Source organism: Malaciobacter canalis (assembly GCF_008000835.1).
Classification (GTDB): Bacteria; Campylobacterota; Campylobacteria; order Campylobacterales; family Arcobacteraceae; genus Malaciobacter; species Malaciobacter canalis.
Map to the genome: position 1 here is coordinate 1,789,411 of NZ_CP042812.1, position 18,788 is coordinate 1,808,198.

The 18,788-nt window shown below is 27.8% G+C and carries 17 protein-coding genes; 10 read left to right on the forward strand and 7 right to left on the reverse strand.

Annotated features, from left to right (window positions below; all coding sequences use genetic code 11):
• Positions 1–3 precede the first annotated feature (3 nt).
• From mdh to ACAN_RS08900, 9 genes are all read left to right on the forward strand, one after another.
• The gene (gene mdh / locus ACAN_RS08860; protein ID WP_099333488.1) at positions 4–948 is read left to right on the forward strand and encodes a malate dehydrogenase; all 945 of its coding nucleotides are present in this window, start codon (positions 4–6) and stop codon (positions 946–948) included.
• Positions 949–1,166: 218 nt separating this feature from the next.
• Positions 1,167–3,125, forward strand: a complete 1,959-nt coding sequence (gene abc-f / locus ACAN_RS08865; protein WP_099333489.1) for a ribosomal protection-like ABC-F family protein — start codon at positions 1,167–1,169, stop codon at positions 3,123–3,125.
• Between the two features lie 32 nt (positions 3,126–3,157).
• Positions 3,158–3,601, forward strand: a complete 444-nt coding sequence (locus tag ACAN_RS08870; protein ID WP_079577489.1) for a GatB/YqeY domain-containing protein — start codon at positions 3,158–3,160, stop codon at positions 3,599–3,601.
• Between the two features lie 12 nt (positions 3,602–3,613).
• A complete protein-coding gene (locus tag ACAN_RS08875) occupies positions 3,614–4,873 on the forward strand; it encodes a GGDEF domain-containing protein (RefSeq protein WP_099333490.1) in 1,260 nt (419 codons plus the stop codon).
• Positions 4,874–4,988: 115 nt separating this feature from the next.
• Positions 4,989–5,906: a PDC sensor domain-containing protein gene (locus tag ACAN_RS08880; RefSeq protein WP_099333491.1), complete on the forward strand. Its 918-nt coding sequence runs from the start codon at positions 4,989–4,991 to the stop codon at positions 5,904–5,906.
• A gap of 54 nt (positions 5,907–5,960) precedes the next feature.
• Complete coding sequence (locus tag ACAN_RS08885; protein WP_099333492.1) at positions 5,961–7,280, forward strand: HD-GYP domain-containing protein; 1,320 nt, start codon at positions 5,961–5,963, stop codon at positions 7,278–7,280.
• Between the two features lie 70 nt (positions 7,281–7,350).
• The gene (locus ACAN_RS08890) at positions 7,351–7,959 is read left to right on the forward strand and encodes an arylesterase (RefSeq protein WP_099333493.1); all 609 of its coding nucleotides are present in this window, start codon (positions 7,351–7,353) and stop codon (positions 7,957–7,959) included.
• On the forward strand, positions 7,959–8,621 hold the full coding sequence (locus tag ACAN_RS08895; RefSeq protein WP_196777497.1) for an ABC transporter ATP-binding protein: 663 nt from the start codon (positions 7,959–7,961) through the stop codon (positions 8,619–8,621). The genes ACAN_RS08890 and ACAN_RS08895 overlap by 1 nt, the downstream gene beginning before the upstream one ends.
• Entirely contained in the window at positions 8,615–11,065 is a 2,451-nt protein-coding gene (locus ACAN_RS08900) for an ABC transporter permease (RefSeq protein WP_099333495.1), read from the forward strand. The genes ACAN_RS08895 and ACAN_RS08900 overlap by 7 nt, the downstream gene beginning before the upstream one ends.
• 23 nt (positions 11,066–11,088) lie before the next feature.
• Here ACAN_RS08900 and ACAN_RS08905 read toward each other — a convergent pair whose 3' ends face one another.
• The 7 genes from ACAN_RS08905 to ACAN_RS08935 form a co-directional block, all read right to left on the reverse strand.
• Complete coding sequence (locus tag ACAN_RS08905) at positions 11,089–11,856, reverse strand: TIGR02757 family protein (protein WP_099333496.1); 768 nt, start codon at positions 11,854–11,856, stop codon at positions 11,089–11,091.
• A 77-nt stretch (positions 11,857–11,933) separates the two neighbouring features.
• Positions 11,934–12,251 carry a Na+/H+ antiporter subunit G gene (locus ACAN_RS08910; RefSeq protein ID WP_079577474.1) on the reverse strand — a complete coding sequence of 106 codons (318 nt, stop codon included), beginning with the start codon at positions 12,249–12,251 and terminating at the stop codon, positions 11,934–11,936.
• Between the two features lie 12 nt (positions 12,252–12,263).
• A complete protein-coding gene (locus ACAN_RS08915) occupies positions 12,264–12,533 on the reverse strand; it encodes a K+/H+ antiporter subunit F (protein WP_079577473.1) in 270 nt (89 codons plus the stop codon).
• Entirely contained in the window at positions 12,527–13,027 is a 501-nt protein-coding gene (locus ACAN_RS08920; RefSeq protein WP_099333497.1) for a Na+/H+ antiporter subunit E, read from the reverse strand. Before ACAN_RS08920 ends, ACAN_RS08915 begins: the two co-directional genes overlap by 7 nt.
• A complete protein-coding gene (locus tag ACAN_RS08925; RefSeq protein ID WP_099333498.1) occupies positions 13,024–14,544 on the reverse strand; it encodes a monovalent cation/H+ antiporter subunit D in 1,521 nt (506 codons plus the stop codon). Before ACAN_RS08925 ends, ACAN_RS08920 begins: the two co-directional genes overlap by 4 nt.
• The gene (locus ACAN_RS08930; protein WP_079577470.1) at positions 14,544–14,888 is read right to left on the reverse strand and encodes a Na+/H+ antiporter subunit C; all 345 of its coding nucleotides are present in this window, start codon (positions 14,886–14,888) and stop codon (positions 14,544–14,546) included. The genes ACAN_RS08925 and ACAN_RS08930 overlap by 1 nt, the downstream gene beginning before the upstream one ends.
• Positions 14,888–17,713 carry a monovalent cation/H+ antiporter subunit A gene (locus ACAN_RS08935; RefSeq protein WP_099333499.1) on the reverse strand — a complete coding sequence of 942 codons (2,826 nt, stop codon included), beginning with the start codon at positions 17,711–17,713 and terminating at the stop codon, positions 14,888–14,890. The genes ACAN_RS08930 and ACAN_RS08935 overlap by 1 nt, the downstream gene beginning before the upstream one ends.
• 238 nt (positions 17,714–17,951) lie before the next feature.
• Between ACAN_RS08935 and ACAN_RS08940 the strand changes: the two genes are divergently transcribed.
• Positions 17,952–18,776 carry an SDR family NAD(P)-dependent oxidoreductase gene (locus ACAN_RS08940; protein WP_099333500.1) on the forward strand — a complete coding sequence of 275 codons (825 nt, stop codon included), beginning with the start codon at positions 17,952–17,954 and terminating at the stop codon, positions 18,774–18,776.
• Positions 18,777–18,788 lie beyond the last annotated feature (12 nt).

Here is an 18,788-nt window from a genome sequence, read left to right on the forward strand (position 1 = left end):
AACTTGAATAATAAAAAAGTTGGAATCATTGGCGTAGGAAATGTAGGAGCTACTTTAGCTTTTAACTTGGCTTCAAAAAGTCTTTGTAATGAAATAGTTCTTAAAGACTTAAGAGAAAATATTGTTGAGGCAATGGCCTTAGATATTTCACAATCTGCAAATGCAGCTAATTCAAAAACAAAAGTAGGTTTTGCACATAATAATGAAGATTTTGCAAATTGTGATGTGATTGTTATTACTGCTGGAATACCAAGAAAACCAGGAATGAGTAGAGATGATTTACTTCTAACAAATGCAAAAATCATGACATCAGTTATAAATGATATAAATGAACAAAATCCAAATGCTGTTTATATTATTGTATCAAATCCACTTGATGCGATGGTTTATACAGCACTTAAAGCTTCTAAACTTGACAAAAATAAAGTTTTAGGAATGGCAGGTATTTTAGATAGCGCTAGAATGAGTCACTTTATTTTTGAAGAGTTAGGATATGGTGAAGGTGAGATTGATGCATCTGTAATGGGTGGACATGGTGATGATATGGTTCCATTGGCAAACTACTCAACTGTTGGGGGAAAACCACTAGATAAAATTTTAGATAAAGAACAAATTGAGAAAATAATAAACAAAACTAAACATGGTGGTGCTCAAATTGTAAAACTGCTTGAAACAGGCTCTGCATATTATGCACCAGCATATTCAACATCACTTATGGTAGAAGCAATCTTATCTGATAATAAAAAAGTATATCCTTGTGCAGTTATGCTAGAGGGTGAATATGGATATGAAAATATCGTTGCAGGAGTTCCTGTAAGATTGGGTAAAAATGGTGTTGAAGAAGTAATTGAGTTAAAACTAGATGAAAAACAAACAGCTGAATTTGCAAAATCAATTGATTCTGTAAAAGAGCTTGTTGATACACTTGATACTAAATTTTTCGTATAAACTAAAAATTAAAAGCTACACTTTTGTGTAGCTTTACTTATATTTATTAAAAAAAGATTTAACTTAAATCAACTACATAAACTATCAGTACTTTTTGATGTAAAAATATGTGAATTTTTTAAAGAATGAATATTATCACATATTAACTCACTTTTAGCTATACTATTTAATTATTAAACAATAAATTTTAAATGGCTAAAAGGGATTTATAAAATCAAATGGCACTAATAGACTTACAAAACATAACTAAACAATACGATACAAAAGTAATATTAAAAGATGTAAACTTTACTTTAACACCTGGACAAAGAATTGCGGTAATTGGTCAAAATGGTCAAGGCAAGTCAACTTTACTTAAAGTTATTATGGGTGAGGTTGAAGTAGATTCTGGTGAAAAATCAATTGACAAATCTATAAAAATAGAGATGTTAGCTCAACAACCAAAGTTTGAACCAGAGCTTACAGTAAGAGAAGCAATTGAGCAACAACTAACAGAAATAAACGAAGCAAAAAAAAGATATGAAGAAGTTGCACAAGAACTTGCAATTGATTATGAAAACAATGATTTATTACAGGAGCAAAGTAAACTGGCTACTTATATAGATTTTCACAATGCTTGGGATTTGGACAATATGATTGAAAGAGTCTTAAAAGAGTTTCAATTAAAAGAGTTTGAATTTAAAGATGTAAATCTTTTAAGTGGAGGAGAACAAAGAAGAGTTAGCCTTGCAACCTTACTACTTAAAAAGCCTGATGTTTTACTTTTAGATGAACCTACAAACCACCTTGATGTTTATATGGTAGAATTTTTAGAATCACTTCTAATGAAGAATAACTTTACTTTACTATTTATCTCTCATGATAGATATTTTATTGATAATATTGCTACAAATATTGTTGAAATAGAAAATGGAAACCTAAGAAAATTCAATGGTGGATATAGTGATTATTTAGCTCAAAAAGAAGAGTTATTATCAAACATGCAAAAAGAGCATGAAAACTTAATAAGACTTGTAAAAAGAGAAGCCCATTGGATGCAAAGAGGCGTTACAGCTAGAAGAAAAAGAAATGAAAGAAGAAAATCAGAATATTTTGATTTGAAGAAAAAGGCAAAATCAAACCCTGCACAAATAAAAAAGATGTCTTTAGAACTTCAAAGAGAACAAAAAGCGTTTAATGCGCCAGAAGGACAAAATAAAAATAAAAGAAAAATGCTTTTTGAACTAGATAAAATAAAAAAATCTTTAGGAAATAAACTTCTTATCAAAAATTTTACTACAAGAATTTTACAAAAAGATGTTATTGCAATAGTTGGTCCAAATGGAACTGGAAAATCAACAATGCTAAAACTATTTACTCAAAAATTACAAGTAGATGAAGGTAGATTTAAAAAAGGTGATTTTACTATTGGATATTTTGACCAGCACAGAGAAATGCTTGATGATTCAAAAACAATTATGGATATTTTTTGTCCAAATGGTGGAGATAGAGTTGTTTTAGATGATGGAAGAAATATGCATGTATTTGGATACTTGAAAAACTTTTTATTTCCAAGAGAGTATCTTGATAAAAAGATTGGATTATTAAGTGGTGGAGAAAAAAACAGAGTTGCTTTAGCACTTTTATTTACAAAAAATTATGATTGTTTGATACTTGATGAGCCTACAAATGATTTGGATATTCCTACAATAAATATCTTAGAAGAGTATTTACAAAATTTTCAAGGTGCACTTATATTTGTAAGCCATGATAGATATTTTGTAGATAAAATTGCTACAAAACTATTTGTATTTAGAGGAATTGATGGATTAGTTGAAGAGAGTTATCAACCATATACAGAGTATCTTGAAGTAGAAAAAGAGATAAAAGATTTAGAAGAGTATGAAAAAGAGCTTCAAAAGACAAGTCAAAATGAAGAAAAAAAGAAATCTCAACCAAAAAAGCAAAATAAACTAAGCTACAAAGATCAAGTAGAATATGATAAACTGCCAGATGAGATAGAAGAGTTAGAAAATAAAATTGAAGAGATAAACAACTGCCTTGCAAATCCAAAATGTTATGAACAAAAAGGTATTGTTGTTGTATCACAAGAATTAGAAGAAGTAAAAAGTGTCTATGAAACAAAAGTAGAAAGATTTTTAGAGCTTGAAGAACTAATAGAAAGCTTTAATTCATAAAAAGATATAATAAACAAAAAATAAGGATTTTCATGAGTTTAAAAGAACAATTAAAAGCTGATTTAAAAGATGCAATGAGAGCAAAAGAGTTAGTAAAAAGAGACTCAATAAGAGCAATAAATACAATGATTAAACAAATTGAAGTTGATGAACGAAAAGAGCTAAATGATGAAGATATTTTAAAACTTATTCAAAAAGGTATTAAACAAAGACAAGAAGCTATTATTCAATACAAAGAAGCACAAAGAGATGAGCTTGTTCAAAAAGAACAAGAGCAGATTGATATATTTAAACAATACTTACCAAAACAACTAGATGATGCAGAATTAGAAGCTAGAATTAAAGACATAATAGCAGAAGTAAAAGCAGAAAGTATCAAAGATATGGGTAAAGTTATGGGGACAGCAACAAAGAAATTTGCAGGAGTTGCAGATGGAAAAAGAATCAATGAAATAGTAAAAAAACTTTTATCATAAAAGGATTATATTATGGGAAATGATATCAAAGAAGTAGCAAAAAAAACTATTAAAAATCTATTTATAAAAAATATTGAACCAACTCCAAATGAGTATCATAAAGAGTTTTGTATAATTGCTAAAGAGTATAAACTAAATGCAAAAGAATGCACTCAATTTAAAGAATTAGTAAGTAGATTAAATAATGAAGAACAAGAAGAGATAAAAAGTAAAAAAATAACTACTTTTGAAGATATGATTCCCATACTTTTAAATAGAGTTGCTACAAAAAACTTAAAAACTTTGACATCACTTTTTAAAGAATCTATGACACCATCTATTTCAATTGGTTTAGATGATAAGATAACAAAATTTTCTGTTAAAATAGGAAACTCTCCAGCACTACTTTTTGAAGAAGAGATTCAAAAAGAGATGCAAAGCTTCATCACAAATAGATTTGAAGCTGATAAAAAAGTAGTTCAAGAAAAAACAGCAGAAATTGCAAAACTTGTAACACTTATGGGCAAACACTTAAATGAAGCTATTTCAAGTAGTGGAGATAGTGGTGTTGAAGTATCAAATATAAAAGATGAAATTCAAGCTATAAATCTTACAAATAATGGAATCAAAGAATTAACAACACTACAAAGTAAACTTATAAATGCAGCAATGTCAATAGAAAATGAGATGACAAATGTAGGGGAAAAATTATCTTCTGGAAAAGATAAAGTTCAAGAACTTGAAGATAAAGTAAAAATACTTGAAGAACAACTTTCTAAAACAAAAGAAGAGAATTTAAAAGATCATTTAACAGGCTTACTTACTAGAAAAGCATATGAATATGAAGCTAAAAAAACAGAAGAAAATTATAAAAGAAATGATACACAATATGCAATAGTATTTTTTGATATAGACCACTTTAAAGCAATCAATGACAAATATGGTCACGCAGGTGGTGACATGATACTATCTACTTTTGGAAAAATCTTAAGTAAATATACAAGAGATATGGATATTGTAGGAAGATATGGAGGAGAAGAGTTTATTGCTATAATTCATTTCAACCTAAAAAGAGAACTTTTAAAATATCTAAAAAGAATCAAAAGTATAGTAACACAAAATAATTTTATCTATGAAAATAAAAAAATAAAAATAACTTTTTCAGCTGGAGTTACTATTAGAAATGACCATGAGTCATATGATAGTGCAATACAAAAAGCAGATATGCTTTTATATAAAGCAAAAGAAGAAGGTAGAAATAAAATTATACTTGAAGATAATACAGTCATATAAAGTAAGATTAATTCTTATTTTTTTAAATTTTATAATTTAGAAATAATTTTATAGTTTTATATACTTTTATTGTTTATATTATGTTAAAATAGTGTAAATAATAAAAGAAGCTATTATGAAAAAGAAATTTTACATAAAGATTAGACCTACAATCTCATTTATTTTGGTATTTTTAATAATTTCTGTTATATCTATAACCTTACTTTTACAATATAATTTCTCTTTAGATTTAGCCAAAAATGCAACAAAAGATAATTTTTCACAAATCTCTGAAAAACTTGAAGAGAGACTACAAAATTTAGATAAACGCCACAATGACTTAATATCAATTCTTCAACTTTACAAAGAAATAGAACAAACACCACAAAAAAATAAACGCCACCCTCTTTTGAAACTTATCACAACTGCATTAAATAACAATAAGCATATCTATGCTTTATATGTAGGTCATGAAGATAATACTTTTTATGAAGTAATAAATCTAAATATAAATGAAAAACTAAGAAAAAAATATAATGCAAATAAAGAAGAAAGATGGCTTATAGTAAAAATTTATGATAAAAATGGAACTCATGTAAGATATGATGAATATCTAAACAAAAACTTAATACAAATAAGAAGTATAAAAAGTAAAACAAGTTACCGCCCTACTTCAAGACCTTGGTACAAAGAAGCAATAAAGGATAACTCTATAATAAGAACTGAGCCATATTTATTTACAAATTTAGATAATTTTGGAGTAACTTATGCAAAAAAGGTTACTAGTACTAAATCTGTAATTGGTCTTGATTTATCACTTCAAAGTCTTGATAATTTTCTTAAAAAACAAATTCATATTGATAAACAAGAGATATACTTGATAAAAAAAGATATGAAAATAATCTCAAAAGCAGGAAAGAATATAAAAGATAAAAAGATTGATAGTACTTTAAAAGAGAAAATAACAAAAATAATAAATACTCAAATAGCTTACAAATCTTTTAGCATGAAAATCAATGATATAAATTATTTTATATATTTTTCTAAAATTTAATCAATTTATAAAAATAAAGATTATCTTCTAATTACAGTACCACAAGATATTATTATGCAGCCATACACAAATAGAATTTACTACTCATTTTTGATGACTTTAGCTCTTCTTAGTTTTACTATTCCTCTTATTTGGTACTCAACAAAAATTTTAGTAACACCCATAGAAAAATTAGAAGAACAAAATAACAAAATATTAAGAAGAGAATTCACAAAAGTAGAAGATATAAATACAAATATAAAAGAGTTAGATGAACTATCAAAATCAAAATACACAGGTGCACATTGTGCAAGAGTTCCAAAACTTACTATGTTAATAGCAAATAAGGCACATCAAAGCAATGAAGGTATATTTAAAGATTTTATTTTTAAAGATGAAGATGAAAAAAGAGAACTAAGTATTGCTGCTTGGTTACATGATTGTGGGAAAGTTACTACTCCTGAATATGTTGTTGATAAAGCTACTAAACTTGAAACTATATATAATAGAATCCATGAAATAAGAACTAGATTTGAAGTTATTTATAGAGATATGATTATACAAATGTACAAAAATATATTAGATAAAAAAGATAAAAAAGAAGAAGAAAACCTCCTAAAAGAGAAGTTAAATAATCTACAAGAAGAGTATAAAATTATTGCGAAAGCAAATATTGGTTCTGAATTTATGAGTGATGAAGATATAGAAAAAATTAAACAAATATCAAAAAAACAATGGACAAGATATTTTGATAATACAATAGGTTTATCAAAAGATGAAGAGTCAAGATTAGATAAAAATAAAATACAAACTCCATGCAAAGAGTATTTATTAAGTGATAAAAAAGAGCATATAATAAAAAGAAATAAAGAAGATATTAAAGATTATGATAAATATAACTTCAAAATTGATGTACCAAAAAATCTTTATAATTTAGGAGAAGTATATAATCTAAGTATAAAAAAAGGCACACTTACAAATGAAGAAAGATACAAAATCAATGAACATATCATGATGTCAATTATCATGCTTGAACAGCTTCCTTTTAGTGACAACTTAAAAAGAGTTCCAGAATATGCAGGAGCACATCATGAAACTCTTATTGGTACAGGATATCCCAAAAAATTAAAAAAACAAGACATGTCAATCCCAGCTAGAATCATGGCTATTGCTGATATTTTTGAAGCTTTAACAGCTTCAGATAGACCATATAAAAAAGCAAAAACATTAAGTGAAGCTATTAGTATACTTAGTTTTATGGTAAAAGAAGAACATATTGATAAAGATATTTTTAGACTATTTTTAAGCTCAGGCGCATATAAAGAGTATGCTCAAAAATATTTAAAAAAAGAACAAATAGATGAAGTAGATATATCTTTATACATCAAGTCTTAAACTTCTGTTAACTTTTTCTTTATATACTTTATCTTAATAAAAAAAATTATCATTTGGGATATTATCAAGCATGAAAAAAATTATATTAACTCTATTTTTAATCACCTTACAAATTGTAAGTGCAAATTCAAATACTAAAACAATTCTTTTTTTAGGTGATTCACTAACAGAAGGTTTAGGAGTTGCACAAAAAGATGCATTTCCAAACTTAGTGGAAAATATGATTAAAACAAAACTAAAAAAAGATATCAAAATTATAAACGGTGGGGTAAGTGGTTCAACTACAAGTGATGGTTTATCTAGACTTAAATGGTATTTAAAAAGAAAGCCAGATATAGTATTTATTGCTCTTGGAGCAAATGATGGATTAAGAGGTCTAAATCTTCAACAAAGTCAAAAGAATCTTGAAGAGATTGTAGAGTTTGCACAAAAATCAAAGGCAAAAGTATTCTTAGCAGGAATGCTAATACCTCCTAATTATGGTCCTGAGTATTCAAAGCGTTTTAAAAAGATGTATGAAGAGATAAAAGATAAATACAAACTTAAAAGTATGCCTTTTTTACTAGATGGTGTTGCTGGAGAAAAAGAGCTTAATCAATCAGATGGAATTCATCCAAATGCTCAAGGACACAAATATATCGCAAAAGAAGTTTATAAGTTTTTAAAGGAAGAGTTATAATGCTAAAAATAAAATCACTAAAAAAATCATACTCTCAAGGTTTAGAAACTATTGATATTTTTCAAGATTTGAATTTTCAAGTACAAAAAGCACAAACAGTTGCTATTATGGGTAAATCAGGAAGTGGTAAATCAACACTACTTTCCTTAATATCAGGAATAATCAAGCCAAATAATGGAGATATAGTTCTTGATAAAGTTTCTTATAAAGATTTAAAAGAGAGCCAATTAAATGATTTTAGAGCTTCAAATATAGGTTTTGTTTTTCAAAATTTTCATTTAGTTTCTTACTTAAATGCTTTGGAAAATGTAATGCTTCCTGCAAAAGTTTGTGGTATTTCAAATCCAAAAGAAAAAGCTATAGAACTTCTAAAAGATGTAGGCTTAGAGCATAGATTAAATCATCTTCCCTCACAACTAAGTGGTGGTGAAAAACAACGAGTTGCAATAGCAAGAGCACTTATTCATAATCCTAAAATAATCTTAGCAGATGAACCAAGTGGAAACTTAGATGAAGAAACAGGCATTGCTGTTATGGATAAACTTTTTGAACTAATCAAAAAAAACAACACTACTTTGATTTTAGTGACACACTCAAAAGATGTTGCAAAACGTTGTGAAGAGACTTATGAGCTTGTATTGGGAGATTTGACTAAATGCTAGTATTGGATCTTGTTTCAAAAGCACTTGCACGCTCAAAATCTTTTAGCTTGATATTTATATTAAACTTTTGTTTAGCCATAGCATCACTCTCTTATTTACAATTTTTCAAAGGAAGTATGGAAAGCTCACTAGATACAAAAGCAAAAATATTACTTGGTTCTGATCTTGTGGTATCTTCAAGATTTCCTATAACACCACAACAAATAGAAAACATAAAAAACAAACTTCCAAAAATAAAAGACTTTTCACAAGGAGTTTCTACTGTTAGCATGATCTCTTCATCTAAAAGAGCTAGACTAATGGAAGTTGTAAAAATAAATGAATCTTACCCTTACTATGGAGGATTGGTTTTTAAAGATAAAACAATCTATCCAAAAGGTGAACCTTTACCAAAAGCAAATGAAATTTGGGTTTCCCAAGAAGTTATTGATCTTCTTGGCTTAAAACTTTTAGAAAAAGTAAAAATAGGTAAAGAAAGCTTTATCATAAAGAAAATCATTGAAGAAGATAGCTTAAAAACAATAAACTTTTCTGGCTTCATGCCCAAAATTTATATAAGTGAAAAAGGCTTAGAAAAAACAGAGCTTTTGCAGTTTGGTTCTACTGCTAGATACAAACTAAACTTTCTTTTCCAAGATAATCTAGACAATGACACATTGGAAAAAATTGAAAATAAATTAGAAAAAAGTATTGAACAAAACCTAAGAGTACTCTCTCCAAATGATGGGAAAGACCGTCTATTGCGTGTTTTAAACTTCCTTACAGACTTTTTATCTTTAGTCTCTCTTGTTTCGTTCTTTTTAGGACTTGTGGGGCTTATTTATTTATATTCAGGCTTTTTAAGAAAGCATCAAAAAGATATTACAATCTTGAGTGATTTGGGTTTGAGCAAAAAAAATTTAGCAATTACATATATTCTTCATCTATTTATACTAATAACAATTTCAAGTATTATTGTTTTTTCACTTATGGCAATATCTGCACAATTTATAAGTCCAATACTTGAAAAACTTATAGATTTTAATTTTAATTTATCATTGGATTACTATTTTTTCTTGAAATCTTCATTAGTATTATTGCTTTTAAGTTTAAGTATAGGACTTCCTTTGATTTTACCTCTACTTCAAAGAGAAAAACAATCATTTTCAAAAACTATTTTTAGTTTTACTCCTTTTGTTTTACTATTATTACTTATATCACACTTTGTAACACCTAGTAAAAATGTAGGACTTATATTTGCTATAGCAATGCTTTTACTTATTATTTTATTTTTTACAATTGGCTCATTTATTTTAAAAAGATTTGATTTTGTAGGACATTTAGAAAACTTATCATTATCTTTAGCCTTGAAAAATATTATTAGACAAAGAAAAACATCATTGACTTTATTTACTGCAATTGTTTTATGTACAACATTTTTTAGTCTAATCCCTCAAATAGGCTCATCACTATCAACTGCTTTAACTCAAAGTATTGATGAAAGACCTCGCTTTTTTGTTATAGATGCAAAAGAAGAGCAGATTAAAGATATAAAAAATGCAGTTAATAGTATGAATGCAAAATTAGAAAACATCTCACCCATGATTAGAGGAAGAGTAGTAAAAATAAACAATAAAGAAGAGCTTGAAAATACAGCTGTTAACCTCTCATATAGAACTAAACTAAAAAATAGCGAAGAGATTGTTCAAGGTAGAGAGTTTAAAGGAGTTTATAACTCAAAAGATTTTTCAAAACCAATAGAAGTAAGTGTTGAAGAAAGATATGCAAACAGAAGAGGAATAAACTTAGGAGATACTCTTGTATTTGATGTTTTAGGATTGAAGCTAAAAGCAGTTGTAGTTAATATAAGAACAGTAAACTGGACAGAATTTGTACCAAACTTCTTTTTGATATTACAAAAAGGAGCCATTGATGATGCACCAAAAACTATTTTAGCCACAATATCAACAGGAGATTATGATGCCTCAAGTATGCTTTTAAAACTAACAGATCTTTTTCCAACCTTAACTGTTATAGATGTAAAAAATCTATTTGAAACTTTTACAAGCCTTGTAAAAAATGTCACTAATGTAACTGAGAAGATGAGCTTATATTCCATCATCGTTGGTCTTCTTATGAGTTTTATTATCATTCAATACCAAATGAATTTACAAAAAAACAATATACTAAGACTAAAAATGATTGGAGTAAAAAATAAAACCATCAGAAACTCTTTTTTAATAGAGTTTGGTCTTATATCTTTTAGTGCAAGTACTTTAGGAATAGTTTTAGGAAGCATAGGCTCTTATATTATAAGTACCATACTCTTTGAATCATACTGGAATTTTAGAGCCGATATTCTTTTACTATATTTTTTCTTTATTCCAGCACTAACCATACTAATAGTTAGCTTTTTTACTTCAAAAATGATTCACCAAAAAGAGAACATTCTTTTTGGTGAATAGTAGGAGTTGTTAAAAAACTTAATTTATAGTATTTGTTCTTGCCCAATTCTATATAGTGCAAAATCATATTTTATTGGATCTTGATTATCGAACTCTTTTAGTTTTTGTGTTAGTAATATTGCTGATTTCAAATCATAAGTCTTTCTATCAAGTAATCCAAGCTTTTGTGATACTTTAAAGGTGTGTGTATCAAGGGGGATTATCAAGTCTTTTTTATCAACTTTTTTCCATAATCCCAAATCTAAATTATCATCTCTTACCATCCATCTTAAAAACATATTCCATCTTTTATATGGGGCATTTCCTATTTGTTTGATTTGTAATTTTTTATCTCTTTTAAATGGGCTTGATACTAAAAAAGTAAAGCCTTGTGAGTTATAGTTTGCTACTTCATGGATTTGTTTTATCAATGTATCTAGACCGTCTAAAATGCTGTTTTCTTTTTTATAACCTTGTAAAAAGATATCATTTAAACTATTTGTTTGTTTTAATCTTCTAAATGTTTTAAAGATTGTTTTTACATCAGTACTATTTTGAAATCTATAATAAAACTTATCAAGTTCTTTTTCAATAACTTCTTCTTTTTCATCTAAAAGTTCAAAGTTTAAACTATCTAAAAATTTTACTATTAAAGAGGCTTTTCCATATCCAAAAAGTGCGCATAATAAAATTGTATATTCATCTTTGTATCTACTTGCTACTAAAAGTGGGTCAGGTTTTTCATATGAAAGTTCACAATTGCTATTTCTTGTACAAACTTCACTATCTAAAAGTTTTTTGATATTTTGCATTATTTTGCCTAAAAATTTATTTTATATGTAGTAATAAAAAGTAACTATTATTTTTAAAGAAAAACAGATAATATTATCTATTTTTCTTCTGCTTCTTTAATTTTTTCTTCATTTTTTTTGATGTGCATTGCAGACTTTGCCATCAAGTGAGCACTAATTGGAGCTGTTATAAATAAAAACAGTGTTATTAAAACTTCATGTAAACTAAGTTCTCCTGTTGTAAATGTAAAATACAATGTTGAGGCTACTAAAACTGCACCTACTCCTAAAGTTGTCGCTTTTGTAGGGGCATGTAATCTTGTAAAAAAATCAGGTAATTTCACTAATCCTATAGAACCAACAAGAGTAAAAAAAGCACCTAAAAAAATAAGTAATGATATGATAAATTCAAACATAAAATCTCCTGTTTATTCCATAATATCGCCACGTAACAAATACTTGCTAAGCGCAACTGTTCCTACAAATCCCATAACTGCAATTAATAATGCAGCTTCAAAATATAATGTGTTTCCAAGATGTAAACTATATATTATTAAAAGTGCTATTGAATTAATATATAATGTATCAAGTGAAAGTATTCTATCAGCAACACTTGGACCAACAATCAATCTATATATATTAAATATCATTGCTATTGTAATCATTATAAATGCTATTGGTAATACAAATTCTAACATGACTTAAATACCTCCATCAAAGGTTTTTCATACCTTTTTTTAATCTCTTTTATTGTCTTTTTTGCATCATCAATAACTAAACCATGAATAATTAAATATTTTCTATCTTCACTTAAATCACAACTAACTGTACCAGGAGTTAGTGATATAGTACTTGCAAGTGTACTAATACCTAAAGGGTGCGTTATATCAAGAGGTAATTTAAAAAAAGTTGGTTTCAAATTACTATTTGGTCCAATTACTTGTTTTGCAACTGTTAAATTAGCAACAACTATATCATAAATTACAACAAGTGAAAACTTTAAAAAAGTCAAAGGATTTCTTATATAAACCCTTTCTGGCCAAAAACTTGATGTAAACCAAGGAATTAATACAGCCAAAAATGCACCTAATAATATATGTCCTGGTGCAATAGTATTATTTAATAAAAGCCAAATTATTACTAGAATAACACTTAAAATTGGATGGGGTAAAATTCTATTTTTATTTTTCATTTTATTACCTCTTCAATATTGATTACAGTTGTTATATACTTACTTGTATCAAATAGATTTGCTGCTATTGTATTTGTAAATTCTGTAATTGGGTTTGCAAATATTACTAATAATGGAGCAAATAAAAACAAAAAGAATATTGAAGCTAAAGTTGATTTTGATAGCTTATACTCATCTAAAGGCTCTACATCTAAAGTAGTATCATAAAATATTGCTGAACCACTTTTTGATAAAGCTATAATAATAAATAAACTACTAATAAGAACTGTTGATAAAATTATTGCTGTGTGTGTATGCTCTAATGAAGCTGACAAAATCATTATTTTCCCAAAGAATCCTGATAAAGGAGGCAATCCAGCAACTGCAACTGCAAACATAAAAAATAGTGATCCAATAATAATAGCTTCTTTGAATATTGGCATTTGTTTATCAAAATATCCTGTAGTTCTAGCTTTTATTATTACATCTGCCACTAAGAAAAATCCAGCAGCAAGAAATGTTGAATGAATCATATAATAAATTGCTCCACCTAAAGCATCTGGAGAATTAATTCCAATTGCTATTAATAAAATACTAACAGAAGTTAATACTAAATATGCAACTTGATTTCTAATCTCTTTTGAAGCTAGTACTCCAAATGTTGCTAAAGCTAATGTTATAAGTCCTATATTTAAAACCCAAGGTATATAATAATATGCTAATTCACCTGCATTTTCACCAAATATTGTTCCATGCACTCTAATAATTGCATATAAACCTACTTTTGTCATAATTGCAAATAGTGCTGCTACTGGAGCACTTGTCTTTCCATATGCACTTGGCAACCATAAATATAAAGGAAACATAGCTGATTTTAATCCAAAAACAACTAGTAGTAATAAACCAGCTGCAGCCACTACACTTATATTTTCAGAATCTAATAATGAAACTTTATATGCCATATCAGCGATATTTAAAGTTCCTAAAACTCCATATAAAGTACCTACTGCAAATAAAAATAGTGTTGAGCCTATTAGATTAATAATCACATAATGCAAACCTGCTTTTGTTCTTCCTTGTGCTTTTCCATGTAAAAGTAAACTATAACTTGCTAAAAGTAAGATTTCAAAAAATACAAAAAGGTTAAAAATATCTCCTGTTAAAAATGCTCCATTTAAACCAAAGATTTGCAATTGAAATAAAGAGTGAAAATGTACACCCTCTTTATCTATCTTTTCACTTATTGCATACCATAATGCACCAAAAGCTAAAAGTGATGTAATACTAACCATCAAAATTGATAATGAGTCTAAAACTAATACAATTCCAAAAGGAGCTTCCCAATTACCTAGTTTATAAACTAAAACTTCTTCCGTTGAAGTAATATCTATTAATGCAAAAATAGATACTAAAATTAAAGCTATGATAGATAAAAGTGAAATTGTTTGCCCTACTTTAAATCCATACCTTTTAGTAATAAGAATTAAAAAAGCAGCTATTAAAGGTATTAGAAGAGGTATTATTGGTGTATGTGTCATTATTTGTCTCCATCCTTATCTAAAACTTTTCCATCCACATGGTCACTATTTAATTCACCATATGCTTTTAAAGATAAAACAATCACAAAGGCTGTCATACCAAAACTAATCACAATAGCTGTTAATACCAAAGCTTGAGGCAATGGATCTGAATAACTTGTCACATTTTCTTGTATTATCGCTGCTTGATTTATATTTAATCTACCCATTGCAAATAAAAATAAATTAACTGCATAAGCTAAAAAAGTCAATCCCAAAACTACAGGAAATGTTCTAGCTCTTAGTGTTAAAAAAACTCCAACACCTGTTAGTACTGCAATAATTAATGCTAATAATATTTCCATTAGTTTTCACCTTCTTTACTACTATTTTCTTCACTTTGTAAATGTGATTCTTTACTTAACTTACCAAGTTGTAAAAGTATTAAAACAGTTGAGCCAACAACAACTAAAAATACACCTAAATCAAAAGCAATTGCACTTGCAAGTTCAAACTCACCTACAATTGGCCAATGAACATGAGTAAATGCTGTAGTTAAGAATGGATAATCTATCACCATAGAAACTAAACCTGTAAGTGTTGCTATTAGTAAACCAAATGAAATTAAAGTCTCTTTTTCAAATCGTAACCTAGCTTTTGTCCAATCAATTCCATTTGCTAAATACTGCACAATTAAAGCAACTGCTGCTATTAATCCTGCAATAAAACCACCACCTGGCAAATTATGACCTCTTAAAAAGATATAAGCAGCAACCATCAACATTAAAGGAAGAACTAGTCTTGTTACAGTTTGCATCATAGGTGGATGCATATCTGTTGACCAAGCAAAACCTCTTTCATCATATTTTGGTGCATAAAGTTTAAGACCTTGAAGCATAGAAAAAATTCCAAGTCCTGCTATTGCTAAAACTGTTATTTCTCCTAATGTATCAAATCCTCTAAAATCAACTAATATTACATTAACAACATTAGTTCCACCACCGCCTGATACAGAGTTTTCTAAAAAGAAGTTACCTATTGTTGTATACTCTCTACTTAATACGGCTAAAGCTAAAACAAAAACTCCCATTGCAGCTAAAATTGAAATAATCAAATCTTTATTAATTCTTGTATTTGATGACTCTTTTGGTGTAGTTTGTGGTAAATAATATAATGCTAATAGTATTAATATTATTGTTACTACTTCAACACTTAGTTGAGTTAGTGCTAAATCAGGAGCTGAAAATTTAATAAATATTAAAGATACAATTAATCCCACTACTCCAATTGATATTAATGCAAGCAATCTTTTATGATGGAAAATCGCAGTTACAAAAGTAGAAACTATTAAAATACAAACTGCAACTATACTAACCCAATCTATACTTAAAAATTCTCTATTTCCAAGTAATGAAGAATCCCCATAATTAAATCCAAAGAAACCTACAAATAAAGAAGCCACTAAAAACCAGCTTATCATACTTTGAAGTGAGCTTTTATCAAAAATAGAAGTGACTTTATTTGCAAAAGAAAATATGAAATTAATTACTGCATTAAAAGGAACTCTTGCATCTATTTTTGAAACATATTTATCATATAAAGCGTAACTTTTCTCTCTTTTTGAATATAAAAAGATACCACCTAAAAAGGCAAGAATACTCATAATTAAAGGTGCATTAAATCCATGCCAAATTGCAAGTGAATACTCAGGTAATGGCGCTTGTAATGAGCCCATCACAGCAACTGCTAATAAAGGTGCAATTGTAAATGCAGGAATAGATCCAACAACAAGACAAGTAATCACAAGTAAATCTACAGGGATCTTCATAAATCTTGGAGGTTCATGGGGTTGCTTTGGTAAATCTTTTAGTTTACCATTGAAAAATACATCATGAATAAATCTTAAAGAATAAGCTACAGAAAAAACAGCTGCTAATATTGCTAATAAAGGAGTGATAATATTAAATAATTCAGCATCTTTTAATGCTCTTTCAAAAAACATCTCTTTTGATAAAAATCCATTTAGTAAAGGAACTCCTGCCATTGCAGATGCTGCAACCATTGCAAGTGTAGCAGTATGAGGCATATATGCCCAAAGCCCACTTAATCTTCGCATATCTCTAGTTCCTGTTTCATGATCAATTATTCCAGCAACCATAAATAATGATGCTTTAAATGTTGCATGATTTATAATATGAAATATTGCTGCAACTGTTGCAAGAGGAGTTGAAAGACCAAACAAAAAAGTAATCAATCCTAAATGACTTATTGTTGAATATGCTAGTAAACCTTTTAAATCATGTTTAAACATAGCAGTAAAAGCACCAATTAGTAAAGTTAATAATCCTCCAAGACCAACAATTAAAACCCACTCTGTTGTACCACTTAATGATGGGTATAATCTAGCTAATAAAAAGATTCCAGCTTTTACCATTGTTGCAGAGTGCAAATATGCTGAAACAGGCGTTGGCGCAGCCATTGCATGTGGAAGCCAAAAATGAAAAGGAAATTGTGCTGATTTTGTAAATACTCCTAAAAGTATTAAAAGAATAATTGGTGTGTAAAGTTCATGGGATTTTATAAGCTCTGCATTTGCAAGAATATCTGTTAAGCTATAACTACCTACTATATTACCAAGCATTAAAACCCCAGCAAGCATTGCAAGACCACCAGCACCTGTAATAGTAAGTGCCATTTTTGCCCCATCTCTACCCTCTGCTTTATGTTGCCAATAACTAATTAGTAAAAAAGAACTAAGAGAAGTTAATTCCCAAAAAACAACTAATTGTAATATATTTTCTGATAAAACAATTCCTAACATTGAGCCCATAAATAAAAGTAAATATGAATAGAATCTACCCATACAATCTTTTTCACTAATATAGTACCTAGCATAAATAATTACTAAAAGTCCTATACCTAAAATCAAACATGAAAACAAAAGTCCTAAACCATCTAGCCTAAAAGCAAAATTTAAACCAATTGATTCAATCCATGTCCAAGATTGTATTGTTGTAATACCATTAAATGGAAGTTTGATATATTGTAGTAATACTAAAAAAGATAGTACAGTAGTAAATCCCGCGCCCCATGCAGAAGCTAGTCTATTATACTTTGCTAAATAAGCAACAAAGGGTGCTGCAATAAACGGTAAAAGTACTATTATAGGCAAGCCTATTGTTTCTGACATAATTTTCCCTATTTTTGTTGAGTTTTTTTATTTTATCCAAGTTTTTATTAAATTTTCTTTGCCATAAAAATCTTATAATTATACTATTATTTTAAATAATTAATTTAATACTTTGATTAACTTAATTAAAAGTTTTTCATTTGGTATAATAACAACGATATAATATAAAAAGAGATTAAATGAAATATAAACAAACAAATAAAATAATAATTATTAATAATTATTTGGATAAAAATTAATGGAAAATATTTTAATAACAGGCTGTTCTACAGGCATTGGTTTTGAAACTGCAAAAGTGTTAAAAAATCATGGATTTAAAGTTTATGCAACTGCAAGAAAAGAAGATGATGTAGAAATTTTAAAAGATTTAGGATTTTTAAGTTATAAATTAGATGTTACAAAAGCTGAAGATATAAAATACATTCTTGCTAAAATAATAAAAGAAGATGGAAAATTATCTGCTGTTTTTAACAATGCAGGTTATGGACAACCAGGAGCTGTTGAAGATATAAAAACAGAAGTTTTAAAAGAACAATTTGAAACAAATCTTTTTGGCTTACATGAACTTACAATTCAAACTATGAAAATATTTAGAAAACAAGGTTTTGGAAAAATAATTCAACACAGTTCAGTATTAGGTATAATTTCACTTAAATTTAGAGGTGCATATAACTCAAGTAAATATGCAATTGAGGGTCTTACTGATACTTTAAGACAAGAGTTAATTGGAAGTAATATAAGTGTGAGTTTGATTAATACAGGACCTGTTACTTCTAAATTTAGAGAAAATGCTTTAAAAATGTTCAATAAAAATATAACAATTGAAGGTAGCTTTTTTGAATCTACATATAAAAATGAAGTAAAAAAAAGATTAGAAGCAAATGATGATACAAAAGCACTTTTTAATCTTCCTGCAACTTCTGTTGCAAATGTAGTACTAAAAATAATGAATAGTAAAAAACCAAAACCTAGATATTATGTAACTAAAGCTACACATATTTTAGGTTTTGCAAAAAGAGTTTTAAGTACAAATTTACTTGATAAACTTTTAAATAGAGTATAAAAAAAGAGTAAA